The organism is Symmachiella macrocystis, assembly GCF_007860075.1.
Taxonomy (GTDB): Bacteria; Planctomycetota; Planctomycetia; order Planctomycetales; family Planctomycetaceae; genus Symmachiella; species Symmachiella macrocystis.
This window is the reverse complement of the sequence record NZ_SJPP01000001.1, coordinates 2,681,642-2,707,814: the sequence shown is the minus strand read 5'-3', so window position 1 is coordinate 2,707,814 and position 26,173 is coordinate 2,681,642. Positions and strand designations below refer to the sequence as shown.

At 52.6% G+C, this 26,173-nt stretch carries 22 protein-coding genes and 1 pseudogene; 17 read left to right on the top strand and 6 right to left on the bottom strand.

Annotated elements, in window-relative coordinates:
* Positions 1-229: 229 nt before the first annotated feature.
* The 4 genes from CA54_RS10460 to CA54_RS10445 are packed head-to-tail and all read right to left on the bottom strand — an operon-like array spanning position 230 to position 5,185.
* The gene (locus CA54_RS10460) at positions 230-1,441 is read right to left on the bottom strand and encodes a cation:proton antiporter (protein WP_146370716.1); all 1,212 of its coding nucleotides are present in this window, start codon (positions 1,439-1,441) and stop codon (positions 230-232) included.
* A gap of 39 nt (positions 1,442-1,480) precedes the next feature.
* Positions 1,481-3,670 (bottom strand): FUSC family protein, encoded by a 2,190-nt coding sequence (locus tag CA54_RS10455; RefSeq protein ID WP_146370715.1) that lies wholly within the window; start codon positions 3,668-3,670, stop codon positions 1,481-1,483.
* 3 nt (positions 3,671-3,673) lie between these two features.
* Positions 3,674-4,951 carry an HlyD family secretion protein gene (locus tag CA54_RS10450; protein ID WP_197532365.1) on the bottom strand — a complete coding sequence of 426 codons (1,278 nt, stop codon included), beginning with the start codon at positions 4,949-4,951 and terminating at the stop codon, positions 3,674-3,676.
* 21 nt (positions 4,952-4,972) lie between these two features.
* Complete coding sequence (locus tag CA54_RS10445; RefSeq protein WP_197532364.1) at positions 4,973-5,185, bottom strand: DUF1656 domain-containing protein; 213 nt, start codon at positions 5,183-5,185, stop codon at positions 4,973-4,975.
* Positions 5,186-5,549: 364 nt separating this feature from the next.
* Here CA54_RS10445 and CA54_RS10440 point away from each other — a divergent pair, with 364 nt between their 5' ends.
* The 7 genes from CA54_RS10440 to CA54_RS10410 all read left to right on the top strand — a co-directional run bounded on the left by CA54_RS10440 (position 5,550) and on the right by CA54_RS10410 (position 14,373).
* Positions 5,550-7,067, top strand: coding sequence for an efflux transporter outer membrane subunit (locus CA54_RS10440; protein WP_197532363.1), 1,518 nt, complete (start codon positions 5,550-5,552; stop codon positions 7,065-7,067).
* Positions 7,057-7,422: a potassium channel family protein gene (locus CA54_RS10435; RefSeq protein WP_146370712.1), complete on the top strand. Its 366-nt coding sequence runs from the start codon at positions 7,057-7,059 to the stop codon at positions 7,420-7,422. Before CA54_RS10440 ends, CA54_RS10435 begins: the two co-directional genes overlap by 11 nt.
* A gap of 506 nt (positions 7,423-7,928) precedes the next feature.
* Positions 7,929-9,701 (top strand): sensor histidine kinase, encoded by a 1,773-nt coding sequence (locus tag CA54_RS10430; protein ID WP_146370711.1) that lies wholly within the window; start codon positions 7,929-7,931, stop codon positions 9,699-9,701.
* A 28-nt stretch (positions 9,702-9,729) separates the two neighbouring features.
* Complete coding sequence (locus CA54_RS10425; protein WP_146370710.1) at positions 9,730-10,383, top strand: response regulator; 654 nt, start codon at positions 9,730-9,732, stop codon at positions 10,381-10,383.
* Positions 10,384-10,488: 105 nt separating this feature from the next.
* Positions 10,489-10,980: a doxx family protein gene (locus tag CA54_RS10420; protein ID WP_146370709.1), complete on the top strand. Its 492-nt coding sequence runs from the start codon at positions 10,489-10,491 to the stop codon at positions 10,978-10,980.
* Between the two features lie 35 nt (positions 10,981-11,015).
* On the top strand, positions 11,016-12,575 hold the full coding sequence (locus CA54_RS10415; protein ID WP_197532362.1) for a cytochrome B6: 1,560 nt from the start codon (positions 11,016-11,018) through the stop codon (positions 12,573-12,575).
* Positions 12,576-13,041: 466 nt separating this feature from the next.
* The gene (locus CA54_RS10410) at positions 13,042-14,373 is read left to right on the top strand and encodes a hypothetical protein (RefSeq protein ID WP_197532361.1); all 1,332 of its coding nucleotides are present in this window, start codon (positions 13,042-13,044) and stop codon (positions 14,371-14,373) included.
* Positions 14,374-14,638: 265 nt separating this feature from the next.
* On the opposite strand, the gene CA54_RS10405 is transcribed toward CA54_RS10410, so the two are convergent.
* A complete protein-coding gene (locus tag CA54_RS10405; protein ID WP_146370708.1) occupies positions 14,639-14,977 on the bottom strand; it encodes a hypothetical protein in 339 nt (112 codons plus the stop codon).
* Positions 14,978-15,237: 260 nt separating this feature from the next.
* Between CA54_RS10405 and CA54_RS29255 the strand changes: the two genes are divergently transcribed.
* From CA54_RS29255 to CA54_RS10375, 9 genes and pseudogenes are all read left to right on the top strand, one after another.
* Positions 15,238-15,405 carry a hypothetical protein gene (locus CA54_RS29255; RefSeq protein WP_197532360.1) on the top strand — a complete coding sequence of 56 codons (168 nt, stop codon included), beginning with the start codon at positions 15,238-15,240 and terminating at the stop codon, positions 15,403-15,405.
* A gap of 112 nt (positions 15,406-15,517) precedes the next feature.
* Positions 15,518-15,766, top strand: coding sequence for a hypothetical protein (locus CA54_RS10400; RefSeq protein WP_146370707.1), 249 nt, complete (start codon positions 15,518-15,520; stop codon positions 15,764-15,766).
* 56 nt (positions 15,767-15,822) lie between these two features.
* Positions 15,823-15,990 (top strand): hypothetical protein, encoded by a 168-nt coding sequence (locus CA54_RS29250; protein WP_197532359.1) that lies wholly within the window; start codon positions 15,823-15,825, stop codon positions 15,988-15,990.
* Between the two features lie 286 nt (positions 15,991-16,276).
* Positions 16,277-16,642, top strand: a pseudogene (locus tag CA54_RS30185) (Crp/Fnr family transcriptional regulator); the annotation flags it as partial.
* A 195-nt stretch (positions 16,643-16,837) separates the two neighbouring features.
* Positions 16,838-18,136 carry a patatin-like phospholipase family protein gene (locus tag CA54_RS30090; protein WP_315851700.1) on the top strand — a complete coding sequence of 433 codons (1,299 nt, stop codon included), beginning with the start codon at positions 16,838-16,840 and terminating at the stop codon, positions 18,134-18,136.
* A 251-nt stretch (positions 18,137-18,387) separates the two neighbouring features.
* Positions 18,388-18,729: a DUF3302 domain-containing protein gene (locus CA54_RS10390; RefSeq protein WP_146370705.1), complete on the top strand. Its 342-nt coding sequence runs from the start codon at positions 18,388-18,390 to the stop codon at positions 18,727-18,729.
* A complete protein-coding gene (locus CA54_RS10385) occupies positions 18,726-20,021 on the top strand; it encodes an HlyD family secretion protein (RefSeq protein WP_146370704.1) in 1,296 nt (431 codons plus the stop codon). The genes CA54_RS10390 and CA54_RS10385 overlap by 4 nt, the downstream gene beginning before the upstream one ends.
* Before the next feature lie 71 nt (positions 20,022-20,092).
* The gene (locus CA54_RS10380; RefSeq protein ID WP_146370703.1) at positions 20,093-21,085 is read left to right on the top strand and encodes a hypothetical protein; all 993 of its coding nucleotides are present in this window, start codon (positions 20,093-20,095) and stop codon (positions 21,083-21,085) included.
* Positions 21,086-21,437: 352 nt separating this feature from the next.
* Positions 21,438-23,927, top strand: coding sequence for a patatin-like phospholipase family protein (locus CA54_RS10375; RefSeq protein WP_146370702.1), 2,490 nt, complete (start codon positions 21,438-21,440; stop codon positions 23,925-23,927).
* A 70-nt stretch (positions 23,928-23,997) separates the two neighbouring features.
* Here the strand turns inward: CA54_RS10375 and CA54_RS10370 are convergent, their stop codons facing one another.
* Complete coding sequence (locus tag CA54_RS10370; protein ID WP_197532357.1) at positions 23,998-25,722, bottom strand: DUF389 domain-containing protein; 1,725 nt, start codon at positions 25,720-25,722, stop codon at positions 23,998-24,000.
* 318 nt (positions 25,723-26,040) lie between these two features.
* On the opposite strand from CA54_RS10370, the gene CA54_RS29995 reads away from it, so the two are divergent.
* Complete coding sequence (locus CA54_RS29995; RefSeq protein ID WP_261343716.1) at positions 26,041-26,172, top strand: hypothetical protein; 132 nt, start codon at positions 26,041-26,043, stop codon at positions 26,170-26,172.
* Position 26,173 lies beyond the last annotated feature (1 nt).

The window sequence follows — 26,173 nt, the reverse complement described above, 5'->3', positions numbered from 1 at the left end:
CAGCAGATTTTAATCGACATTTGGCGCCGAACTTTCAGGAGGAGATTTATTTCTACCGCGGACGTTTGCGGGGCGTGATCCGATTCATGAGACGTTGCTGCGGCCGATTGCAGCGGTGATGGCTTGGGCGCGGCAGCGGGGGATGTGGGGTGCGGTGTGAACCGCGACGAACGTGGACCAATAGCGTCGCGATTCAAAGTTTCGCCACAGGCCGCGAATGGTGCATCGTCTAAATATCGGCGTTGCCTACCCGCGCGCCGTACGCCTTCGCCAACGGATTCGCTGACAAGCCGTGCAATAGGACGCTAAGCATGATCGTCCAGGTCACAGCCGCAACGATTCTGTCATTTCCGGGCAATTGTTGGCCAATAACCATCACCACGAACACGATACTGGCTAGGCCGCGCGGTCCAAACCAGCCCATGAACAGCAGTGTGTCTTTCCGGAGGCCTTTCCCAATGAGACATACAATGACGGGCAACATGCGAATAACAGTCAGACTGAGAATCGCATACACCAAAACTTGCCAGTCGAGGCCTTTTAGAAGCAAGCTCAGCACGACCGTCCCAAAGGCAAACCAGGTCAGCATCGCTACGGCGTCAGCCATGCCTTCTGCCTCGTTGAGGAATTGCTCTTTGTGAGTCTTTGTTAAGGCGCCGAACGTCAAACCGCCAACGAACGATGCAATGAAGCCGCTCCCCCCTAGCCACTGTGCCAAACCAAAACAGGAAAGGGCCAGCGCGATGATCGGCATCTGCAGCCAGGTACCGGCAACCCAACCGCGACTCGCGCTAGTCCTTAAAGCGAATCCACCCACTACCGCAAGCACCAGGCCGACCACAAATCCAATCCCGATGACTTCGAGCGGCAACTTGAACATCAGCTTGGTTGATTCTGATGCTTCGACCGAACCGGCTGCCAGCGCAATGAAAAATAAGATCACCGGCACACAGATGCCATCATTCAAACCGCTCTCGACATTCAAACTCTCCCGCACTTGAGCGGGGACAGCGGGATTTGTAACAACCGCCTTTCCCAAAGCTGCGTCCGTTGGTGCCAGCATCGTGGCGATGAGAGCGATTTCATAAAAACTGAGGTCTCTAAAAATCAACCAAGCAAGACCGAGCCCGAGTAGAATGGTAAGTGGCAAGCCAATCAACAATAACCGTGAGGGGATCGCTTCGATGCGTCGTAGTACGCCAAAATCCGCATTGGACGAGTCTGTAAACAGACAGATCGCGAGTGCGATTTCAGCTAGGCGGCTAATTGCTTCACCGTCAACGTTCAAGTCAACTAAACCAAGTGATTGGGGGCCAAATAGCATCCCTATGCCCACGTAGACAAGCGCCCCATTCACTGGAGTTTTCTCTAGCCGCGAAGCGACCAGGCTGTAAATGAATACGAATGCGGCAATGATGGTTAGAACTTGGTATTCGGACATGCAACACCTTTGTGGTCCTCGATGTTCCGGCTGACATTGTTAGAAGTAACTTTGAGTCCACCGCTTCCAGTCGACCTTGTTCAACTTGAGCTGACATACCATTATTGCGTCAGCAAGCGAGCGGTAATAGGTGAGTTCGGCCCCCGACACATTACCGATGTCGACTGGCGATTCGTTGACGTTGTCCGATCGCCTCGTATCCGTGGCCATATCCGGAGGACGAAACAATGTTTCACCTGGCTGCTGAATGTCCACCGGTTGGAGCGAGCAGAGCGACTTTGCGGTCGCGGAAAGCGTCGCAGTGCACCAATCATGCACGCGATTCACAGACTGTTTGGCGATTGTGGATCCCTTGCCGGGTGGGATGCTGATCACCGAGGACCAGATCAGTTTTGCAACCATCGCATCGCAGGCTTTTAGCACAGCATGGATTTGATCGCGATGGGCGTGGGGGTCTTGCCGATAATTCACTGCCATGGAAAGCTTCTTCATCTTCGCCAAACACTGCATGAATTGCTTGCGTTGCCTTTTAGCCGCAGAGGCCCCTGCGGAGGTTCGCGGCACACCGTTTTCCAACGCCTTGAGGTAGTCAGTAGACTGTTTGAGCAATGCCGTCAGGGCTCCATGCAATCCACGGCGTGGATTCCGAGTCTCAAAGACATAGGCCAGTAAGAGCACTACGGAGATACCGCCACTCATTCCCAGATATGCGTTTGCAAAGGAAGAAAAATCGTATTGCGGCGGAGTCGTTGAAACGGAGATGAGCGAATTTGTCAAATTGACAGTGAGCATTGCCGACATGCCCGTCAGAGGGTTTCGACTGGATACGCCGTACATCAATGGAAAGAAAAGCAATGCGAGCCAAGGGGAAAGCTCGATAAAACTATCGAGAGTCGGCATCACCACAAAATGAAAGACAGCCGCAATTGGCAAGGCCATTAACATAGCTTTGAGTATGGTGCTTGCAGTCAGCGCTACTGGTAATTGCGCGTTTAGATAGACAAAGATCATTGTCAAAATCATCGCGGATTGAAGACCGAGCGGCCAATTTAGCAATACGAAGAACCATGCGCTCGCGACTACCTGAAGGCCAGCCAACGCTGACTTCGTGAAACGGAGTTTTAAGTCCGGAGCCGATTGCGGAATAGTCGAAGCCGCAGGTGCTTCGATGCAAGCAACTTCGGTTTCGGCCAGTGCCGATTGCACACTTGTGGCTGCGCCCTGGAAGGTGTGCATTGTGTCCAGTAACAAATTTAAGGCGGTGAATCCTTGGGATTCTAAGGATGTCTGACCCTTTAACACGCAATCTGCAGCGGGACTCGTATCAATTCCGCGGTGAGAGCCGTCACGGGGCATCGACAGTTGCTGAAGGGTTGCCGCGGAGATGTCGTCCAACGCGTCGAGCATTTGTTGCAGCGGCGCTGATTGAGAAACCGCTGGGACCATAAGCTCTTCACGATAAAGCGTGACTGTGCCGCCGATCGCGGTTGTCGCTAAAATTAGTTCTTCTAACTCGTCGCTTAATTGCTTGTATTGGGAATAATGTCGACGTATGTGCTCGGAATCGGCACGTGCTGCATTGAGGGTAGAGGAGATTGATGACGAAAAGGAGATCAATTTGATTTCCAGTTTATCAATGGCTTGTACATCGATGTTCTGGTTTAGTAAGCCCCGACGGATGAGCAACACCAGGTCACGACAGCCCTCAACAACGTGCTGCATGCTCTGCTCAAACTGTTGGCCGGCTGTCACTGGCCAAAAAACGCCGTGGGCCAAACTACTCAAAATCACGCCTACAGTTACGGCTGTCACACGGTCAATGCACGTATGGAATGTATTCGCGGGGTTCATCGCCGTCGGCCACCCCACAATAGCGCACGTCAGCATGGCGAGCATCCATGCATACTGGTGGGAGCTCGACTGCATTCCCCAAACGCAAACGGCAGCGACCAGAGCCATCGCCAAAATGAAAAGCTCTCGATCGTGCGCACAAGTGGCGACAATAACGACGCCCGCCAGTGCGCCTGAAAACGTTCCCATCATCCGTAAGGAGGCCTTGTTCAGCGTGGTTCCTAGCGACGCCGTCTGCAATACGATAATTGTGACGGCAATTGACGAGGCTTTCCAATCAAAAGCCAGCCCCAAACCGTAGCCGACTACGATCGCCGCAGTAGATTTCGCGGCGAGCAATGTGCGCGCCGAATTCAATCCAACGATGCGGTGCCACACAAGTTACTCCTTAACAGACGACTGCACGGCGACTGATGCGGTCGTCCCAGAAATGAGTTGAATGTCATCAGGCACTTTTGTCAGACGGACACGGACCGGTACACGTTGAGGCAATCGCACCCAATCGAACGTGGGCTGAATCTGTGGCACTTCACCGGGTTGTCCCTCGGTATCAGCGATGTTCGGAGGATTCACCGCGTTGCCGATGTTTTCCACTACGCCTTCGAGTTGACGGTCCGGGTGACTCATAAGGGTGACGACAACCGGATCACCATCCTGAATATGTCTTAGTTTCGTCTCCTGAAAGTAGGCATGTACGCGAAACGAGTCACTGTCCACGATGACCACCAGTGGTTGGCCGACAACGGCGTACGTTCCTTCATCAATCGAGAGGTTGCTGATGTAACCGTTGCAGGGAGCAACGATCTTGGTGTAGCTCAAATCGAGTTGCGCCTGAGCAAGGCTGACCATCGCCGTTTGCACACGCACGTTTTTGTCTCCAGGCATTCCCAGGTTGGCTTGGGCTTGGTCAAGTGACGCTTTGGTAGATGTCGCTGCAGCTTTGGACTCCGACAATCCATCTTTTGCAAGCAAAAGGTTGACGTTCGCTTCATTGAGCGCTGCCTCCGATTGAGTCTGCGAGGCCTGGGCCTGTATCAAACCGGCCTGGGCGCTCGCAAGTTGTGCTTCCTTGGCAATCGCCGTTGCGGCGGAACTCTCGGCATCTTCTATCGAACCTGCCTTTTTGGCAACAAGCCGTTTCGCGCGTGCAGCTTCAGACTTTGCGTTAGACAACTCGGCTTGACGTTGTTTGATTAATTGCTGCGCAGCCGTGACACCGGCTTTCATTTGATCGATGGACGCTTTTGCGGATTGCAAACTGGCTTCCGCGGAAGAGATTTGTCTGCCCGCAGTCGTGACGCTTACCTTAGCCTCTTCGTAATTCGCAGCAGAGACGCGCACGGACGCCTCCAGTGAGGCGACCTCGTCTCGGGCTTGGTCGACGGCAACTTTGGCCTTGTTGACAGCCAACTGATACGAACTTTGATCAATCTCCAACAGCAAGTCACCTTTGTGCACAAATTGATTGTCATGCACCGCGACATTAACGAGATTGCCGCTTACCTGAGGCGCGATCTTAACGATGTCGGCACGCACCTGACCGTCTCTTGTCCACGGCTGCAAAGTCCAGCGCACGTAAAGCGAATATGCGCCGAAGGCCGCTATTGCCACTAGCGTCCATGTGATCAGCTTAGGGATCAATGTTTTGGCGAATTTCATAATGTCGGGCATCGCGAACTTCTAAGGAGCAATCACCACCAAACCAATCAGCGATGACGCTGCCACCCACATGGCAACGAATGCCAACGGAGGATGCCAGAACAATCGGCTCAGCCCGGTCCAATTCAGTATCTGAGTAATCGCCACGGTCGCGAACAATCCTAACAGGCACACCAGGAAAAAGGGGGGCAAATAGACTCCCCCTAATTGCAATTCCGCCGGTATCTGAATCATGGCTCGCTTTTCGCATAGACCTGAATAAGACAAGAAACCTAGCACGCGGTCATCTTATAACCACAACCTACGGAGAGTCCAGGAGATCTGCAGGTTTTGCAAAGGACATTTTTCCAATAGGTTGATAAATGTTGGAACTTACGCTTGCTTGAAGTGAAAACCTGGGAGGGATTTGCCGATTATTACGATATAGCAAGACGTCCGCAGAGCGCCCGTTCTCCAGTGGGCAGCCATCTTAAAACCCCCAGCCCCGGGAAATCCAACGTTGTCGGCACGATCGGTTCATCGGATGCTCTTCATTGGGGTGAGTTGTTTGCTCGCCAGCGGGTGCGGACTATCTCAATGGGCACAAAACGGATTCCAGGTGGGACCTGATTATCATCCGCCCACTGCGGCAGTCGCCGAGCAATGGATCGACATCAGCAATGAACATGTCCTTCCTCTGCCACCTGATGATCCGTATTGGTGGTCCGTTTTTCAGGATCCCGCCCTCGACAATCTGGTGCAGACAGCGCTCGCTCAAAACCTGACGCTTCGCCAAGCCGGAAGTCGAATCATGCAGGCTCAGGCAAGCCGCGCCATCACAGCGGGCAATCTCTTCCCGCAGGTACAGCAATCATTTGGTGACGCTCTTCGAATCCAGGAAAGCCAATCCGTCGCACTTCCGCCGCCAATTCGAGCGTTTGGTGAATGGGATGTAGGTTTCAATGCCTCATGGGAAATCGATGTTTGGGGAAGATTTCGCCGTGCGTTGGAGACTGCCGATGCACGGCTCGAGGCCTCCATCTACGACTACGATGCGGTCCTCGTGTCTCTATTAGCAGAGGTCGTGGCGGCATACGTTGATATTCGCACTTTCGAGCAACGAATCGAATATGCACGTCAGAACGTTGAGGTGCAGGAGTCATCGCTACAACTCTCTACGACGCGTTTTGACGAAGGCAAGACAAGTAAAGTCGGAGTGTATCTTGCCGAAGCGAATCTGAACGGGACAGCGGCAACGATACCCGCTCTAGAGACAGGACTTCGCCAAGCGAGCAACCGCCTATGCACATTAATGGGGATCCCGCCTACCGACCTCTCGATGTGGTTAGGAAAAGGTGATGGCATCCCAGAGGTTCCTGCGGATATTGCAGTGGGCATACCTGCCGATCTGTTGCGGAGGCGGCCCGACGTCCGTCGAGCAGAGCGACAGGTGGCGGCACAGTCGGCACAAATCGGCGTAGCCATGTCAGACTTTTTCCCAAGCATTTCGCTTAACGGCGAAGTCTTCCAGTCGTCGGAAGATTTCAGCGACCTGTTTAATTCAGCCAGCGCGGCTGGGTCAATCGGTCCATCTTTTCGCTGGAATATCTTGAATTACGGCCGCATCACAAACAATGTGCTGTTGCAGGATGCTCGACTCTTGGAACTGATCGCGAGTTACCAGAATACCGTTCTGGTCGCCAATCAAGAAGTCGAGGACGCATTGATCGCGTTTCTGAAGTCAAAACGTGAAGTCGTATCACTCCGCAAGGGCGTTGATGACTTGAACGAATCTTTAAAGCTACTTTTGATCCAGTTCGAGGAAGGTTCCATCGACTTTTCACCGATTTTCGTCCTGCAAGGAAGTCTCCGTAGTGCCCAGGACCAGATGGCAGCGGCTGAGGGCCAAGTACTTCTCAACATGGTTGCCATTTACCGCGCACTCGGTGGAGGCTGGCAGATTCGTTACCCCGGATTTGAAACACAAGTCTTGCTCGTGGACGACGAACCGACGGATACTGCAACTGATCCGTTTCTTGCGCCAGATAACGTCGAGCGAGACGACGCACAACTGGAAGAATTCCTAATGCCCGCCCCTGGTGTGGCTCCGAAAGAGGATTCCGAAGATGGCCAATAAAAAGTCCAAGGATATTACGCCTATTAAGAGCTTTTTGACATTTGTGTTTCATTTTGTCCACTACTGCCATGTCCTCCGCGGCATACTGCAAGCGCTGTTTTTCTTAGTCGTTTCGGGAGGTTTGGCATTCGCTCGTTGCGAAGGTATTCCCTATTCGCAGGGGATCTATTTTTCACTGATCACATCGTCAACCATTGGATTTGGCGACATCACACCTAAAACGGGAATCGGGCAATGCATTAGTGTCTACCTCGCATTTATCGGCACAATATATTTTGGACTGATAGTTGCCGTTGCAACGCGAGCGTTAACGGAGACACTTGAAGAATACAAGCACGCCCAAGACCGCCGCTAGAAGCTGCTATTTACAAAATCCAATGATCCCGTCGGAATGACTTTTGAATCCGACCCAAAGGAAATGCACCGAGTCCAGAGCGGTGGTCCAAGCTACGATCGAACCGGGTTAACGCACCTAATAACTCGATTGCGAAACTCATAACACGTGGGTCGGCATCGGCAGAGACAATCGGCTAACCGGGTACAAAGGGAGACCAACAAGTGCCACGAGCAACCGTCTCGCGCGCCCCCTAGTGGCGCGGCTAGGCTAGGCGATGGGGCTCGCTTCTTTGGACCTCGTTTGCGGCCTGTTTGGACGTTGCACTTTGGGCGATTGTTTGGCAGGTACGTGGCTGACGGCGATGTGTTTGAGATTGGCGTCGAACTAGTGGCAGATCCATCCCACGCTACGTTGTCCTATCAAGACGCAAGGTTGCGGGTCTTGCCACAGGCTCTAGGAAAGGCCACAATGGAGCAAGCTCACGCCCTATCCCCGTTCGGACGATCCTCGGACTGCGCTGCGACATGCCCAAACCCCAGCCTAACCACGTCTCTATTATGGCACCTGCGGTTTGGCGGCGTTTTCTCCTATCGTTTTCTTGCGGGGCGTTGGTGTTTTCGGTCATCATCGCAGTGATCTATCATCAAGACGTTCTTCATCAACGGGGAATGCTCGAACAAAAGGCACAACACGTTGTGGCTCTCCAGCAGGAGTTGCTCCTGTTCGAATTTCGAGGAGTTCAGTCGGATCTTCTCTACCTGGCTAATCAAGAGAAATTGACGCGGTTCCTCTCAGGCGACCAGTCGGCACGAAGTGAGCTGGAACGTGACTATGCGAGCTTCGCACTGAACAAGGGCGTGTACGCCCAAGTTCGGTGTCTTGACACGATGGGGCAAGAGTCCGTTCGCGTCAACTACCGTGACGGAGACGCCATAGTCGTACCTCAAGATGAATTGCAGACCAAAACGACGCGCTACTATTATCAACGAGGGTTGTCGCTCGAAGAGGGTGAGGTGTTTGTTTCACCGTTTGATTTGAACGTGGAGCACGGACAAATTCAACGTCCGATCAACCCTGTAATCCGATTCCTCACACCGGTATTTGACGACTCGGGCGAAAAGCGTGGTCTTTTAGTCCTTAACTTTTTAGGAGCGCCGCTACTAGCCAAGTTGAAACAGGTCTCTGCAGGATTTAGCGGCGAAACGATGTTGGTCAATCCGGCGGGAGAGTATTTACAGACAGCTGACCCGCGTCACGAGTGGGGTTGGTTGCTGGGGCATCGGCACAGTTTTCGTGTTGATTTCCCAGTCGCCTGGGAACAAGGAAAGCGTCTCGATGCTGGACAGCTTCGTGCGAGAAAAGATCTGTTCACATTCCAATGCGTCTCACCTGGTCACAGACCATCTGCCGAGCCGATACGTTCCTCAACGAAAGCGATTGCTGACCACGATCTGAATTCTCTGATTCTCGTCTCTCATGTCTCCTCCTCGGTCGCGACGGCACATTCACGACAACTCTTGAGCCAACTGCTGTTTATGTACGTCGGAGTGATGGCGGTTGTCGCCTTGCTGGCACTCTACTGGGCGCGGTCCAGTGAGATCCGGAGATACCATGAACAGCGCATCGTGGAATCGGAGTCTCGTCTGCGGAAACTCTCCAGCCTGCTGTTGTCTTCCCAAGAAGCTGAACGCCGAAATCTTTCTCGCGATCTGCACGATGAACTCGGGCAGCAAATGACTGCCATAAGTCTCGATTTGCAGTCGCTGGAAAAACAGGAAGGCGGAACTCGTTCAAATCCGTTACTTCGGCGAGCTATAGAGGAAACCGAACAACTTTTGAAGAGTTTGCACGAAATCGCGACGCGCGTACGCCCAAGCGTCTTGGACGATCTTGGCTTGCGCGACGCTGTCGAGAGCTTCCTATCCGAGTACCAAGACCGAAAGGAGATGGACGTGAGGTCTCGGTTACATTTTCATCGAGAGAGAATACCATCTAAAATCGGCGAGAACGCGTTTCGAATCCTGCAAGAAGCTCTGGCGAATGTGGTGTCCCACGCCCAGGTTGGTCAGGTGGACGTTGACATTGAGACTGATAGCGAGATGCTTTACATGACGGTGAAAGATTCAGGCGTCGGGTTTGAGCTCGAAGAGCAGAAGGACTCCACGCGCCTGGGAATCCTTGGTATGAGGGAACGCGTCGAGCTGCTGAATGGCCAGTTTGATCTGCAATCAAAGCCTGGTGAAGGTACGCAGATCCATGTCGCGATCCCGTTGTGTGAAGAGGGGCAATCGAAGTGAGTGTTTTTCGAAAAGGCATGATTGAACAATGCCACTGATCAATTCCCCAATCCGGGTTGTGTTGGCCGATGACCACGAAATGGTCCGCGAAGCGCTTGCGCGAATTCTCGAAGAAAGCGGGAAAATCACGATTGTGGCTCAGGCAAGCGATGGCGCACAGACGCTGGATGCCGTGTGCAAATTACAGCCGGAAGTACTCGTGCTGGATTATTCCATGCCGACTTGGGACGCCCCACAATTGATCGAGAAGCTCCTGCGAGAGTCGCCCGATCTCAGGATTCTCGTTTTAACGGTTCACGAGAATATTCACTACGCAGTTCGTGTTCTAGAATCTGGTGCCCATGGCTACATCATCAAGTCAGCGGCGGTCGACGAACTTGTTGCGGGAATCGACACTGTCCGTCAGGGGCAAATTTATATTTCGCCGCGAATTTCTCAAGAGGTGCTCCACCATCTTCGGCGGCCAAAGCGCGAGCGTGTCGGTTTGGAGTCACTTTCGCAGCGTGAGTTCGATTTTCTGCAGATCCTCGGTGCCGGCAAGACTCTGCAGCAGTGTGCTAAGCAGATGAAGATCAGTACCAGCACTGCATCCACGTATCGGGCACGGATCATGGGAAAGTTGAACCTCTCCAGCACAGCCGAGTTGATCCGCTTTGCGCTCGAACATGACGTCGTTGGCTGATTCTCCGGCGAGACGCCTGACAGGTGCCACGACGCCCGTGTCGTAAATCAGCTACACGAAAGTAAGAATTGCGCCGACAGACAAAACAGCGTGTGGTAGCGCACTATGGAATACTTTGCATTCCTATCTAGGTGTTTCCTCATCCAATCTATGCCACACTCAAATGACATCGTCTATCGGTCGCCGATTTTCCTTCGCTTGGCAATGGGCCTCATATATTTCCACTTCGGCGTTCTCAAATTCTATCCCGACCTCAGCCCGGCAGAATTGATAGCGACGCAGACTGTCATGATTGTCAGCTTTCATTTCTTCGATGCGCAGTCCGCGCAATTTGCGCTGGCGATCCTCGAAACGGCGATTGGCATAGGATTTCTTCTCAATATTTTTCCGCGCATCACGTTTGTTCTCTTTAGTGCTCACATGATTGGGACCTTTTTGCCGTTGGTGTTGCTGCCGGAGCTCACTTTCAAAATTGCTCCGCTGGCTCCCAACATAGAAGGCCAATACATCTTCAAGAACATCGTTTTTGTTGCGGCCGGCTGGACCGTTCTATTGCCGCAAGTTCTTCCGCGGCGCCAAAGCGATAGTGAAAACTAAGCACATCTATTTTTATTCGTTCCAAGGAAATTCCAATGAAGTCGTTTATCAAGAAGAATTTATCCAGGGCAATTCTTGTGCTCGTTCTACTGGGTCTAACGTTTGGCATCCACCTGACGTACGACAAATATCGCGGGACGGGGCTTAGCCGGATTCCGGTTGGCAGCGCCAGACTCGAAGCCGCAGAACCACAAGAAACCGGCGATGTTCCTGTGACTGCCAAAAACGTATCGTACCGCCGTATCTCTCCGGTGAAGCCGTTCGAGGAAGACGGGCTTAAGCTTTACCCCACGATCACGAAGGGGATGCGTACGCCGTTCGATCTTTGGAACTACTACGGACGCGGCGGCTCATCCTTCGGATCGCCTATCCTTCCTATGCGGTTCGAGCAATGGCTCGAGTTTCATCGCAAACAAAAACCGGAACTGATGGCGGATGTCCATGCTTATATGAATGATCGTTTCGACTTCTCCGGTGAGGCGATTGAAGGAAAATCTATGTCGGGTGGCAAGCCGATCATGCGCGGCCCCGTGGCCCGTCTGGCCTCCGTGAAGTCGTTCGAAGAACTGGCGGCGATGACGCCAAACGAGATTCGCGAGCAGGACCTGTTTCCCTACAAGCCTCTGGCCCATCCGCTGCAATCAAACGCGCACATGCTGTTCCCGGAAACGTGGATCAAAGCGCACCCCGAACATCGTCGTATCGACGTCGACCTGGATATTCCGGATGAGTATTTGCCGGAATTCCCCCCCCCATTATTTCTCTCAAATCACAAGGAACTTGGGGACGTCACCAACGGCCAGGAAGTCACCTTAGACAACTACTACGAAATTTTCGACGGACTGCTAACTCCTGAGCAGATGGAGGGACTCAAGGAGTTATTACGGCCCACGCCGACCACTTGGTTCAATCACACCGATCATCGCGTGACGGAAAAGCCTTCGAAGGGAGTCGCGTGCTTCGATTGCCACGTGAACGGACATACCAACGGTGCCATTGAACTGGGACCTGACTCACGGCCGAATATGGCCCGTCTCCGTACCGACACACCGACCATGCGGGGCAACTACAACCTGATGCAACTCTCGTCGAAGCGCTCGATACGCAGCATGGATCACTTCTCCGAAGTGGAAGAGTATTTCGATGGCGATCCGGGTATGCAACAAGCGATCGGCCCCAGAGCCGCAAAACGCGAAGTCACGAACCGGATGGGCGACTTCAATTCGATCATCGACTACCCGCCGGCGGAAAAGCTGAATCCACTCATGCGTCTCATTCCAGAACTTGCAACGCAGCAAGAACTTCGAGGAGAGGAGCTATTTCATGGAAAGGCCCAGTGCGCGAAATGCCACTACGGCCCCGCCTTCGTTGATGACTATATGCATGACTTGCGCCTGGAGCGGTTCTTCGTTTGCCGTCCGGAAGGTCCGATCAAGACGTTTCCGCTGCGAGGCATTAAAGACTCCCCGCCCTACCTGCACGACGGACGATGCCCGACACTGCATGACACTGTGGAATTCTTCAACCTCGTGCTAGAGCTAAAACTCACCAAGAGGGAGAAAGACGACCTTGTGGCCTATCTGCTCTGTCTCTAGTTGGCAGGTGCGGTTGGCCGGGCGCCTCACGCGCAGAATCGTCATGCCGATTTTGGCCTACCGCACCGATTCTCATTTTTTCTCGCCAGACGATGAGGCACCAACGGATTCTTGGTAGACTCGGCGTCGTCTTCCGCCGCAGACCGACAGCTGATGGATCCGGTTCTACTCCCCAGTTACGTGACATTTGGACCGCAAGCGAGATTTCGATACCGTCCAGGATCTGAACCAGCCCCCTGCCCCGCTCTCGAACCTCGTGACCGTGGAGCAGCCTTCTGTATTGGTAACGGAGTCGGCCTAGTGAACTTTGACATCCATTCCCAAGCTCTGTTATTAACTTGCTTCGTGAGAACGACATCTTATTATTGAGTTGGTCTTAGATTCATGCGTCGAGCAAATCAACTGCGGGAACGCCTGATACTAGGCACGAACATGTCAACAATCGCGAAGACTCTGGGTCAAGGCAATGAACACGACCGACGATTACGCCGATGTGATCTCCAAAACGATCGGGATGGTGCGTGACGAGGCAACTCAACGCCTGGCCCAAAAAAACGGCCTCCACGTTCTGGATGTTACTTGGGAAGACACGGCACGATTTGACAATTCTGCTGTCGGGCCGAACATCAGCGATATGACAATTCAGGTCCAGCACAAGATCGCTGGCAGCGACGAATTCGAACTCAGCTGCATGCCAGTCATCCGGTATCCGAACTTTTCAGACCTGAGTGCTGACATCTCGCCCGACGAGTTCTACTTGCTGGTGGGCAACGAAAAGGAACAGCCGCTGGAGAAGATCACCCTTCGTGAACTGCTGCGAAACCTCCGCACTTACCTCACAGATTCTAAGAGTTGGAAAGGGGACGGCAAATCGCTACTGGCAGACGACCGTGACTCCCATGTTTTGGTCAGCTCTCAAGCCTGTTTTTTACCGATTCCGAAGGACGGCATCGCCGAATTCAACCCCGTCTTGTTCAACTACCAATCTCGTGCCGGCGACCCAGCGGTCCTCACGATTCTTGCCACGCGGGAAGGTACGAGCGTCACGGTAATCGACAATACCCGTGATGGGTTCGAGGCGGGCGAAACCTGGGGCCAACGGTTATTCTTCAATCAGAACGGAGAACGAGCCAGCCTCACCGGGCAGAGAAAGAGCGACTTTCTGGCTGCAACCGATGATATAGCCACAGGAGAGTCGACTGAGGCGCCGTCTCCCGAAGATCGTGAGGGACTGAATCTGGTGTTGCTGATCCAGGTGCCGCTCAAACAGAAGGAGCCCATGCAATTTGATACAATGCCTGTCGGCTTTGCCGGGGGAGACACCGGCATCCTCATGTACTGCGATGCAGGACTGAGCGATGTTGAAGAAGCCGTCATCGGACACGGTAAGGTCGAGGGGCCGTTCACAGAGATCGACGGTCTGGAGATCGAGCGTGACGACACGTATCCGATTCGAGTGACGGTGCAGTTTTACAAAGCCACGAGCAACGGTGTCGTCTCGGAACAGGACATGATGGACATCGCCAAGCAGATCAACAAGGTCTACCAACAAGCCGACTACGTGGGGAGTCTGGTCGTGGAAGGCCCCACGGGCCGGCCTACCGAATATCACGGAATGCACGTTGAGCCACCGCACTGGTGGGAAGCCTTCTGGCAGCGACATGGCGAGAACACGGGGCAGACGCGTGAGCAAGCGATCGCCATGATGCGAAAGCTGCTCGGTGAAAATTGGCAAGAAGTGTCAATGGAAGAAGCGGAGCAGGCAATCGCCCAGAAAAAGCCACATCTGAAGGAGTGAATGAGCAGCGGCTTGAAAGTAACGAATAGCGACGCGATTCCACCACTGAAATGCCAAAGCATGAAGTAGCATTTGACGTTCCCAAGCGACCCTTGGGCCGATCCGACATTGAGTTCACTGTTAAGGAAAACGGCAGCGTCCTCGGAACAATGACCGTTTCCAATGGTTCCATCGTATGGTTCCCGAAAGGAAAAACCTACGGCTGCAAGATGGGATGGGCATCCTGTGCGGCTTGTCTGGGAGATTGGTGAAGACTGGCCGGCTTCTACTCGTCAAGCTTTGCCCTTAACTGGTCCAACTCGGCCTCCTTTGCTGCCAACGCTTGGCGGAGTTGTTGAACCTGGAATTTTTCGTACAGACTTTTTGATTCGGGCCTGCCGTCATAGTCTTCGTTGTCTTCAGCTGCGGCGATAACCCCTTTATCGTAAAGTTGTTCTTCTAATTCAAAAAACCGTTGTTCCAGACCATAGTGTGGGAATTGTTCATGGAACCTCCATGTCAGTTTTCTTAAGTTGACTTCAAAGGTGATCAGTTTCTCTTGCACGGCTTCTTGGAAGTCCCTGAAATCTGTTTCGAGGACTTCCATTTTTTCTTCAATGTTCATGGACGGTTCGCTCCCTTGGGTTGTTGGGTGACACACAGCACCGAACGTCTATCGTAACCCATCACCGGCGTCGATTCACTTGGGTTCCACCGCCGATGTTGCGGTTTTTGGCCTGGTTACCCCGGCCTGGGTCCCTATCACGACTTAGGCCACCTGAGCGGCCGTTGTGGACGCTCGACGGGGCGTGCCAGTAGATAGCCAATTGCCTTGTTGAAAACACCCCTTGAAATGTTGGCTGCGTCGCGCTCAATGTATTTTCCATGAGCCAACCCCAGCAAACGAACGTGCTGTTAGAAGTCGCTTCTCTGTTGATGCAGCTGGCCACGAAATTCATCCAGCCCTATTCGCACCCCAAAAGCCCGCAGAAATTCACACAGTCGCAGCTGTTGACGATCCTGATTCTCAAGGCGTACTTGAAAATGACCTAATCGCAGCATCATCGAAATTCTCGACACGTCCAACCCATTGAAAAAACGGTTGGACCTCAAACGCTTGCCGCACTACTCGACGCTGAAGTAATTCGCCAATCGATCGCACGTCTTGGAAATCGGCGATACCATGTTGGCGGAGATCGTAAAGGAATTCGCCACCGATGCGGACGAGGCGTCGATCGATTCGACCGGTTTGGAAACGTCGTCAGCCAGTGCGTACTTTCGCGCGCGGAGCGGAAAAACACGGAAGAAATATGTGAAACTCTCGGTCTGTATCGTGGCCGGCTCGATGTTGCCGGCTGGTTTGGTGGTCAGTTGGGGACCGTACAACGACAAGCGTGAAGCGCCTGAATTGTAATCCAAGGTGCGGCACGTCGTGCGGACAGCAGCGTCGGCGGTGAGTATCGGCAACAGATGACGAAACGGCGGCTGAAGAAAAACGGTTACGGCCGGCGCTGGTTGGTGGAATCGTTCATGAGTGGCTTGAAACAGACACTGGGTTCGGCACTGGCGGCCCGCTCCGAGAGCAGCCTATTCACCGAAGCCGGCCTCAAAGTTCTGGCCTACGCCCTGCGGCGTTAGCTCGCGATGCGGGACGGTTGGGTTAGTTTTCAACAAGGCAAAACTGGTTGGAGCTGTCCAATCTTGAGATCGGGATTCGGGGTGGCGCGGAAGCCGGAATCTGATATTGCTCCTGCATGGAACGGGCGATTCGGCATTTAAGTTGAGGACGCCTTTGGAAACATTGCCGTATCATATTGTCGTTGGGGCACTTTTTTGTAACGATGAATAGTTTGTCGCCGTCGGCACTTCCCGTCCAAGCGCGAAGTGGATCATATTGTTGGTTGCTGTTTTAATGTAATATCTTGTGAAAGGATTTGGCTTGTCGGTAACTAATGACAAACTTCTCCTGTTTCGATCGCATGATTGTTCAAGCGGATTGAGTGAACATGCGCTGCAAAAAATTAGTGACGCTGCAGAACTCGTGCAACTTGAGCCAGGTGATTATCTTCATCATGCGAACCAGGCGGTTATGGCGGTTTCACTCGTCGTACATGGCCGCCTGAAACAGTCTGTCGTTGACATGCACGGCAACGTCCTTTTGCAGCGGTTCTTAACGCGCGGGTCGCAGTTCGGCGTCTTGGGTGCTGCACAAGCCGATCCAGTGCCCGTGGACGTAATCGCGGTCGAGCCATCTGCGGTGCTAAAGTTAGACTTTGAAACGACCCTTCGGTTCACACGCGAACACGCGACGTTTGGCCTCAATCTGACTCGTTCTATAACGAACATGGTTCGGCAAGTCTTGCTCTCGGATCGTCGACCAAAGACGCCGTCTCTTGTTACCATTTTTCACGAATCACAAACTAGTCGACCGTTGACGCGGAGATTGATTCGACGTTTGTCAGACCTGGGGGAAACGCCTTGTTTGATGAGCGATCAAACGGACGGAGAATTAATCGACAGCGTTCCCTTTCGGTCACTCATTGACGATGGAGAGTACCTGACACGTGAAGATTTTCGCCGTCAGATCAATCAATGGTCAGATTCGGGGCGAGTCATTGTCGATGTAGACGGGGCTTTGGATCCAATTCACGCTTCGTTGCTCGTCGAATTTAGCGAGCAAGTGATTTGGTGTAGCAGTCACGACAAAATTGAGTCAAGCGTCTATCGCCTCAAAGCTATTGAAGCGCGGGCACCGGGATGGCGAGATAAGATCAATCTTGTCTGGATACTTGAAGACGATTCCTGGGTCGCGCCGTCTGCCACGGAGTTACGCGGTCTCGTTAATCGAGATTTCAAAATCTCGTTTTCAGAGCCTCAACCAAACCAAGGGCGTATGCTCCTGGATGGTTTTGAACGGCTCGTGCATCATCTGCGCGGCGTGCGGATTGGTCTGGCCCTAGGAGGAGGAGGTGCCCGTGGGATGGCCCATTTGGGAGTCCTCAAAGCCTTAGCACAAAGCGGAATCGTTGTCGACATGATTGCCGGTACCAGTGCCGGGGCTATGACAGGAATACTCGGTGCGGCGGGACTGGACGCCGAACACTTGACCAAATTATTTGCCCAAGACTTGAAACCCGCATGGCCATTTCGACTACTGCCCCGTGGTAGCCATTTGTATTTGTTGTATAAATATCGATTAGGCCAGTTCGATCGGATGTTGAGGAAATATATCTCGAACTGGACTTTGCAGCAGTTGCCGGTGCCGGTGAAATCGGTGACGGTCGATTTGGTGTCCGGAAAACCGCTAGTACGCGATAGCGGCGATGCCACCGATTCCATTTTGGAGAGCATCAACATCCCAGTGTTTTCCAAGCCAATTGTCCGTAATGGACAGGCGTTAGTTGATGGCGGATTAGTGAATAATATTCCGGCCGACGTGCTCGTTGAGAGTGGCTGCAATTTTGTCATCGCCGTGAGTGTCACGGCAAAACTGGAACTTGAATTCGCCAAAAACCGGCCGGATACGCCGACTTCAGAAATGACATCCGCCTCGATATTGCAAACGATTTTGCGAAGTTACCTCGTCCAAAGCGTGAACATGCACTCGTTCGGAGTACAACCTGCCGACGTCGTGATTGAACCGGATGTCACGGGAATCGATTTGAGCGAATTCTCACGAACCAACGAACTGGCCGCCATTGGTGAAAAGGCGACCCTCGAAGCCATTCCCAAGATCAAAGCCCTTTTGACTCAACTTGATGATCAACTGTTTCCCGAGAATTAGGAATCAGAAATTGTGCAATATACGTCTTTCCCGATATCTTCCGGGCGAATCGCGTTTGGGGGTCATTTCGAATTGCCAGTTGTGTGACACTTCTACGACGGTCCGGGGTAGAATGGACGCCTTGAATGGGCCAATCAGAAGTAATACTTCGGACTGCTGTTTGACTGACGTCCCGTGCTTATTTAGGCGATGAAAGAATTGGAAGGAATTCTTCTTTCAAAACATCCCTGTCTTCAAATGGATCAATTCTCATGAGTGTCCTTGATATTGCCGCTCTTTTAATACTTATCATTCTCGCCCTGCTGATCGGTGCGCTATTTTGGTACCTGGGAGCACTCCCAGGCCACATCGCCAAAGAACGAGATCATCCGTACGAGCAGGCCATCATGGTAGGAGGCTGGACAACGCTAATCCTGGGCGCTGTCGCTTGGCCTTTCGTACTGATGTGGGCCTATACACCAATCCGATTCGGTGGAGATAAAGAGCGATCAGATGAAAACAAGGTTGATCTGCATAATGAAATCAAGTCATTGCAGGTTCAAGTTGAAAAGCTGACACAAGAGTTCAAAGCACAAAGAGGGGCAAATCAATGATCTTGGTTCTTGTCGCCGCCTGGCTTGGATTTCTTTCGCTTCTGGTCAGATTTGGCATCCTGAAAAGCTGGACTCGATGGATGAAGCTTTCCCCCTTGGTGATGTTCCTGGCTTGCCAAATATTCTTATTAATTCCGATGAGTTTTGGAGCACCCAGCGGTAGAGCGGTGGTCATGAAGAATACGATCCAGATCATTCCGAGTGTCTCGGGGATGGTGATCGATGTTCCCATCGAAAGTGAAGTGGAATTGCATAAAGGACAGGTGTTGTTCACGATAGATCCAGCACCCTATCAGGCTGAAGTGAATCGCCTAGAGGCCGCCCTCAAGGAAACTCAGCAAGCGGCCAAGATGTTGCCGTCGGATCTTGCGGCTGCCAACGCTGCTGTTCTTCAGACTGAGGCAGCCCTCATCTCGGCAAACAAGCAGGCTGAGTCATTGAAAGTGTTGGTTGACGCTGCCGATGCTTCGGTTGCTAAGCAAAAGGCCCAAGCTGAATTGGCGAAGGCAGAATTTGGGCGTGCTAAGGAGCTTGCTGCCAGCAAAGCAATGACTGAGGCTGAATTGGAAGCCAATGAGCGAAATCTTGCAGCAGCCAAGGCAGGCCTCGAAGAAGCGAAAGCCAAACGTCAGCAGGCTCAACTTGCACTTGATTCGCAAATCGACGGTGTCAACACGATCGTGATCCAAGCCGAAGAGGCGTTGCAAATAGCTCAAGCTCGTCGGGTTAAAGCCAAACTCGCTCTCGAATCGACCATCAATGGCGAAGACGCTGACGTGGCTCAAATTCAAGCGCAACTGGAATTAGCCAAGATTAAACTTTCCTGGACTTCGGTGGAAGCGCCAACAACGGGGTTCGTCGTGAATGTTAGTTTACAGCCCGGCGCTATGGTGCTTGCCGAAAAAAGTGAGGTCTTGTCGTTTGTTGACGAATCAACACAGGTGATAGGTGCTCAAATCGACCAAATTCACTTGCGCCATATCGAAGTCGGTCAACCGGCCGAGGTAATCTTCAAACTCTATCCAGGAAAAGTGTTTGAAGCTCAAGTTGACAAAGTTATCCGAGCATCTCCATCAGGCCAGGTCGCGCCAAGCGGCTTCGCCTTGGAATCTTTTGAAATCTCACCCGATCCTTTTTGGGTACGGCTGGCGATTAAGGACAAATCATTGTCGTTTCCCCCAGGAGCGGTAGGAACAGTGGCCATATATACCAACCATTACAAAGTGTCCCACATTTTTCGACAACTTATCCTGCGTATGGAGAACTGGTTGAATTACTGCCGTGCGGATTGAAGAAAAAGTCCTGTCGAAGATGCCAGGTAATTTTCTAAGGTCAGTCGAAACGTTATTCATGGTGGTTGGTCATGCGAGAGGATCACATCGAGTCGGAGATCGCCTCCGACGAGTCGATGCCTGTAATGTTGGCGAAGTCCAAGTACGCTGGGCAACCGGTGGACGTCACTAGCAGGCGGTCGATTGAGATTCTACAAGATCGCGAAGACAAGGCAACGATTGCGCGAGAGGCCAGCCACACCGAAGTAAATTATTTCTACCACGAGGGCCGATTTTGGCGTGCGGTTATTCCTCTGAATGGCGTCGATCAGATCTACGGCCAAGCGTTCAATTTCTCAAAACCCAGAACACGACGGTGTAAAGACGGTCGTGAGATTCTGTTCGATAAACATGGGCTGCCACGGCGTACGATTCCGTTCCTGAATCATGTTCAAAGTCGTTTTAAACTGAAGCCAGATCAGCCGGTCGAGCTGTTTCCCTTGGGGAGTGATAACGACGATTGTCCCGTCCACCGGATTCAAGACATCATCTATTCACTTGAGGCGGTCGGCCCGGTCGGAGTTGGTTTCAATCTTCGGGATGGACTTTCAGGAAACTTGTTGAGCGCTCATCGATTCATGTCGATTGAGGAAATGGTTTTTGAGCGGCTTGTGGTCGAGAACGAGTACGTCACAGAATCTCCGCCGCTGCCGCTGGACGAGCGGGAAAAGCGCGCGGTATTGATTGGGTCATTGCTGCACAGCCACCAAGCCGGCATGAGGGAGCGATACTACATTTACCGGCTATTCGGAACGAATAATTGCACTTCAAGCCCCTTCCAAATCGTGGACAGTGTCGTGAAATATCGATGGCCTCAGCGAATCGGTTCCGCACTGTATCGCCTACCATTCAGTCCTCGTTTCTATCTTTGGGTACGAGGATTGGATTCGGATCCGTCGATTCGCAAACTGGTGCGGAGCGAATTTCAAGCATATATCGCTGGCTCCAGTATTCAACAGCGGAAACAGGAGTATTTACGAGGAGTGGCTCACGATCGACAGTGCATCAGTAAAGAACTTTCGTAGTATCTTGCGCGGATCGTCATTGCGTCCCTGACTCGCATAAACAAGCGGTTTACGTCGCAGCATGAAGCTCCAGTTTGTTTAAGCACCTTCTGTTTTTTACGGGAGCTCTGCGAGCCCCATTTGTCGAGATCGAGCTGAGGTCACCCCCCGCACAAACTCCGGTAGCGTCAAATGTCTCGACCTTGTAAACGATTTCATCGTCATAAACCGTTCTCCAATGTTCCAACTGCCTGCTTTTGTTGATTTCTCATCTGATGCGATGAAAATCTTCGCGACACGACGCAATACCTCAGGTAGATTGGAGAGAAGAGTTTGACTGAGGTTTGTTGCGTCTTTGCTGAGGAATTGGGGCATGGATCGGTTGGGACTGGCTTTGTCCGGCGGTGGATTTCGCGGAGTCCTGTATCACTTGGGAGTCGTACGCTTCCTACGTGACGCAGGGATCCTCGATAAGGTCACGCATATCACATCAGTCTCAGGCGGAAGTATCATAGGCGCGCACTTGGTCCTGAATTGGGACAAATACTGCGGCTCCGATGAAGATTTTGATCAGATGGCGGATGAGTTGGTTCGATATGTGCAACTCGACGTTCGCAACCGCATTGTACGTCGGTTTCCCTTCGCTTCGGCGCTTAACACCTTGCGACGGCTTTTACGAATGGGCAGCAGTCGGCGGCTCACACGGGCCGGCCTGCTGGAGAAGTTCTACGAGAAACACTTGTACGGCGATACCAGCTTATTCCAGCTGCCTGATCGGCCGCGGTTGCATATTCTTTCCACCAATCTAAGCGAAGGCTGCTTGAGTTCGTTTCACAAAGACGGTCTGTTGCTGCAACGCCGCGTGCCAGGGCGTCGCGACCGGTTTGAAAGCGTCCATATGGGATTGGCTACCGTGCCGATGGCTGTAGCGGCTTCGTCAGCATTTCCCGGTTTTTTTCCGCCGCTAGAGATCAACGGTTCTGAGGTCGGTGCCGAGGCGGGCGAATTCATTTGCCAGGCCTTTACCGATGGCGGGGTATACGACAACTTGGGTTTGCGGATGTTTCGCTGCATCGAACAATCCACGGTACGCGAAACAACGCCATTGAATAAAGCCGATTTCCTAGAGCTTGACGACGTAACCGCTGCGTTGATTTCAGCCGATAATTTGCCGGAAAACACACCGTTACGACGCCTGCGCGAGCTATTGATAGCGCACGATCCCAAGCGACTTGGGTGTCAGGAACCGCGACCCGAAAATGACATCGCCGATGCGCTGATCGAAGGGCTGTGGGAGATCATCCGTTCGAAAGCACTGTATCGCGACTCCAGTTTTAGAAACATGGAGCTTGCCGACGCGAGTGCACAAATGTTGTTGAATTACGTGATTGAGTCGAACCGCCATCCGGATATGAACGACCAACTGTGGCTCAATCGGCAGATTGTGGAAGCGGCGCTGCGTCAGGTGATCGGTAAACCGTGTCTCCGCATCAGCCGTAAGAAATTCGACGGCATTATTGTTAGTGACTCTTCCGGAAAATTCAAAGTCAATCCTAACAGCCGCGCAGAGGGATTGTTGCGAACGACGATGCGGGCATCAGATATCCTTATGGACCGCGTCTGGCAACTTGAGGGTGAGGCGTTTGAAAATTCGCCGGGCGTATTATTTTTGCCGATTTCGGATATTGTGGAGAAGTCTCAGGACCGGACAGCTCCGCATCCGGAAATTCAATATCACGCGGCTCGGATACGCACGGATATGGACCAGTTTTCCGATCTGGAAGTGCGAGCACTTGTCCAACACGGATACTGTGTAGCCCGCAAGGGGTGCCGCAGACACTCTGAAATATTCAAAACTGACATACCCATGCAGGCGCCTTGGGACCCGATTGTGGCGGCAAGTAATAATGGCCAACCGCTTGATTCCGTACTACCTGATCTCAACGATGTCAACACGGCCACCTCATTGGCCCGCGAATTGCAAGGTTCGTCGCAGCGGAGGGTCTGGAGCACGCTTCTCAGTTTCCGCGATTGGCCCTCCTATATCTGGGGACCGTTGATGGTCTGCCTCGCGTTATATCTGCCCTATTCGATCTACAAGATGAACCAACACGCTCGCCAGCAGGGCGTCGTCCTGTCGGCGCTTGCCCAATCCAGCCCGATCTACGGCAAGGTCATTGAATTGATGGACCAAGGTCCAGCCGGTCCGTTGCCCTCAGTCGAATACGAAGTCGTGACCGCCATTGATGACGCGGATTATACCGGATTCGAAATTATATCAGACTCTCGGATCTATGATCTTCGTGGCTGGGAAGAAGGGACGAATGAGCAGGGTGAAGTCACAGCGTATACGCGGCTCCGTATCCGCCGGCGTGAAGAGAATATGCACAACACACATGTGCGTCTCATTTATGAAACGAATGCCGACACCCTTCGCGGCACCATTCAGCCACAGCGAATCAGTCCAAAATGGAAGCGGATGAGTTTGGGCAAAGGCCGCTATCGATGGGAACTTGACATGGACTTCAGCCGAATTCCAATGGATGACGACGTGGAATTGATGTTGGATTTCAATCTCAACCAGGAGGTGGCCACCCAGTCCAACCACTCAGGGAAATTTTTCTTCTCAATTCCGTTCAGAACGGGATTGTCACAGGTTTGGGTGCTGATGCCCGAGGGCCGCACTTACAACTCCTTCGAGGTCAGCAGCTTCCCGATTGGCCGGCCTGATCAGGTAGAACTGGTGGTGCCTGATTCTAAGGTGGAATTGCCGTTTGGCTCTATCGCCACGTTCCGGCTGATCAACCCTGACGCAGACCACCGCTTCGAGTGCCGTTGGACATGGACGGAATCGGACGAGTGATGACCGTTCCAAATGCCCTACGCAGGCTGCCATCCCATTCGCTACTGTTTCCAGGACAGAATCGATCCCGTCATTGCCTACCTTGCAGGCCTTCGTCAGAGTCGCTGAGCCATAAACCTTGCAATGCGATGACGATGACCGGCACTTCTGGATCATTCATTTCTACTCGTACGATCGCTCTCAGTTCGTCGGCATATGACGGTGGAAGATCTTGATTTGAGGCGATGTGAATCAGGACACCCTCATGGACACTCGGCCGCCCGAGAAGTGTGATTTCTACACCACTATCCTGGGCCACACGTTCATGGAGGGCGCGAGACACGGCGCGCGTGACTGGGTATATCGCAGTTTGAGAGCGACCTTCGTCAAATTGTCCAAGTAACATAAAGCTAAGCGGACCAGAGATAATGACCATCAGGCCTACGAGTCCCCATCGTCCCCACCACGCCAAAAAGCGATGTCGGGGCAGTGTTCGATAAGGTGCTATACCAAGAAGCGCAAATGTGAATCGGGAAGCCACGATGATTGCGATCAGGTTTGTTCCAAACAGCAGCATTGCTCCTAGCGAATTGCCGTACGATCCATGAGACAGTGATAGTCCAGCAGCGCAAACCGGCGGCACAAGCGCCGTAGCGATTGCCACACCCGCTACGGCGCCCGAGAGATTTGGCCTCGCCATTGCAAACGTGGCAGCCATCGCTGAGAAAAATGCAATGAGCAAATCCCAAATATTGGGTGCTCCGCGCGAGAGGACCTCGGGAGGTAGAGTTTCGCGTGCAGGTGTGATGATCCCCAACAACAAACTAATGGCAAACGTGAGAAGGGTTCCATAAGCAATGGACGTTGCACAAGCCTTTGCCAATTTCAAATTGGCTTGTGCCAATGCGAGACCGGTACCAATCATTGGCGTCATCAGAGGTGCCAAGAGCATCGAGCCGATCACGACAGCGGTCGAATTCTGCATCAAACCTAGTGTGGCAATGGCCGAGGCCAGCGCCAGCATCCCCACAAAATCACTATTCCAACGAGAGCCTTGGCGCAGGTCTTGCAGTAATTCAGCATGATCTCGAGGATTGACATGCGGAAACCACTCCACGATTGATCGAAGCCGAAGCGGTGGATTGCGCTTGATGATGATGGCCGTTGTTTCATTCAATGACTGCCTCAGCGGCCAAATGTCACGGGTGCTTTCGCTACCCGAGATGATCAGATCATGGCCCTCGTAGCATTTGCGTATCCCGCGATGACGAATCCGATCCACGACCACCTTGGTTTCGAATGGTTCTTCATCCAGGTCCGCGTCGTGTAGTAGAGACTGAATCGCCCTTTCGCCCGCATGCTCCGCTTTTGCATTTGATTCGTCCTCAATCGTGGCAATCGTGAGTGTGGCGTTGGATTTACGACGCAGTTGGTCGGCAAATCGCAGTGCCGCCATGTCGTGCGGCCCGGAATTGGCGATCAACAAAATTTTCCGAATGTCTTTGAGTGGAGTCTGACCAAATAGAGCCATGTAGGTGGCACAAGGTGCAGAGCGAATCAAGTCTTCCGACGTCTGAGTGCGTATTCCTGTCACGTCGAGAGATTCGATCGCGAAACGCACCGTCACGAGTTTGCTGGCCCGTACAGATCGACACCTTTCCACAACCGTATCCACAATATTCCGTGCAGCGCTTCCCCCGACAACTGACTGTGTATCGCCATTCTGTTTCAAAAACGCGCGGACAGCCGCCTGAGTTTTTCCTGCTGAATCGCGCTCATAACAGATGTATTCCACCGTTTCCTTGTCGCCGTTCAAAGCTTGAGCCCACCGAACGACCGACTGTGAAGCATCTGGATGAGGAACAAATGCGATAATAGTCATTTTGATTTACTTCGTACGGAGGCAAGGCATGTGTGTTGAATCGAGCGACGCATGGGTCGTTTGCGATTAATACGTTTGATGTTATCGAACCTGTGAATGAGACCGCCCTGACCTGCCCCCATAGCTGACACCAGTCACATGACTGAGTGTTCAATTGTATCAAGGACTGTTCTGTTCGAATCCTGGAGCGTAGCGAATGCCATCGAACAGAACAGCTTCGTCTCCGGCACCGGGACTCGATAGCCAAGAGAAATGTGGAAGACGCTCAAGAGGCGGGAGCAAGCGGAATTGCTGCAATTGCTGGTGGCTGATATGGAGTTCGACGCCGGTGATAACAGCATTGCGTTTGAATTTCATACGACGGTGATTAAGGGGTTGGCATGAT

Excerpts from the sequence above, each read along its gene's own strand:
- CA54_RS10460 (WP_146370716.1), bottom strand. The coding sequence starts at position 1,441 with ATGTCCGAATACCAAGTTCTAACCATCATTGCCGCATTCGTATTCATT.
- CA54_RS10450 (WP_197532365.1), bottom strand. The coding sequence starts at position 4,951 with ATGAAATTCGCCAAAACATTGATCCCTAAGCTGATCACATGGACGCTA.
- CA54_RS10445 (WP_197532364.1), bottom strand. The coding sequence starts at position 5,185 with ATGATTCAGATACCGGCGGAATTGCAATTAGGGGGAGTCTATTTGCCC.
- CA54_RS10435 (WP_146370712.1), top strand. The coding sequence starts at position 7,057 with ATGGCCAATAAAAAGTCCAAGGATATTACGCCTATTAAGAGCTTTTTG.
- CA54_RS10430 (WP_146370711.1), top strand. The coding sequence starts at position 7,929 with ATGCCCAAACCCCAGCCTAACCACGTCTCTATTATGGCACCTGCGGTT.
- CA54_RS10425 (WP_146370710.1), top strand. The coding sequence starts at position 9,730 with ATGCCACTGATCAATTCCCCAATCCGGGTTGTGTTGGCCGATGACCAC.
- CA54_RS10420 (WP_146370709.1), top strand. The coding sequence starts at position 10,489 with ATGGAATACTTTGCATTCCTATCTAGGTGTTTCCTCATCCAATCTATG.
- CA54_RS10415 (WP_197532362.1), top strand. The coding sequence starts at position 11,016 with ATGAAGTCGTTTATCAAGAAGAATTTATCCAGGGCAATTCTTGTGCTC.
- CA54_RS10410 (WP_197532361.1), top strand. The coding sequence starts at position 13,042 with ATGAACACGACCGACGATTACGCCGATGTGATCTCCAAAACGATCGGG.
- CA54_RS10405 (WP_146370708.1), bottom strand. The coding sequence starts at position 14,977 with ATGAACATTGAAGAAAAAATGGAAGTCCTCGAAACAGATTTCAGGGAC.
- CA54_RS29255 (WP_197532360.1), top strand. The coding sequence starts at position 15,238 with ATGAGCCAACCCCAGCAAACGAACGTGCTGTTAGAAGTCGCTTCTCTG.
- CA54_RS29250 (WP_197532359.1), top strand. The coding sequence starts at position 15,823 with ATGACGAAACGGCGGCTGAAGAAAAACGGTTACGGCCGGCGCTGGTTG.
- CA54_RS30090 (WP_315851700.1), top strand. The coding sequence starts at position 16,838 with ATGAGCGATCAAACGGACGGAGAATTAATCGACAGCGTTCCCTTTCGG.
- CA54_RS10390 (WP_146370705.1), top strand. The coding sequence starts at position 18,388 with ATGAGTGTCCTTGATATTGCCGCTCTTTTAATACTTATCATTCTCGCC.
- CA54_RS10385 (WP_146370704.1), top strand. The coding sequence starts at position 18,726 with ATGATCTTGGTTCTTGTCGCCGCCTGGCTTGGATTTCTTTCGCTTCTG.
- CA54_RS10380 (WP_146370703.1), top strand. The coding sequence starts at position 20,093 with ATGCGAGAGGATCACATCGAGTCGGAGATCGCCTCCGACGAGTCGATG.
- CA54_RS10375 (WP_146370702.1), top strand. The coding sequence starts at position 21,438 with ATGGATCGGTTGGGACTGGCTTTGTCCGGCGGTGGATTTCGCGGAGTC.
- CA54_RS29995 (WP_261343716.1), top strand. The coding sequence starts at position 26,041 with ATGTGGAAGACGCTCAAGAGGCGGGAGCAAGCGGAATTGCTGCAATTG.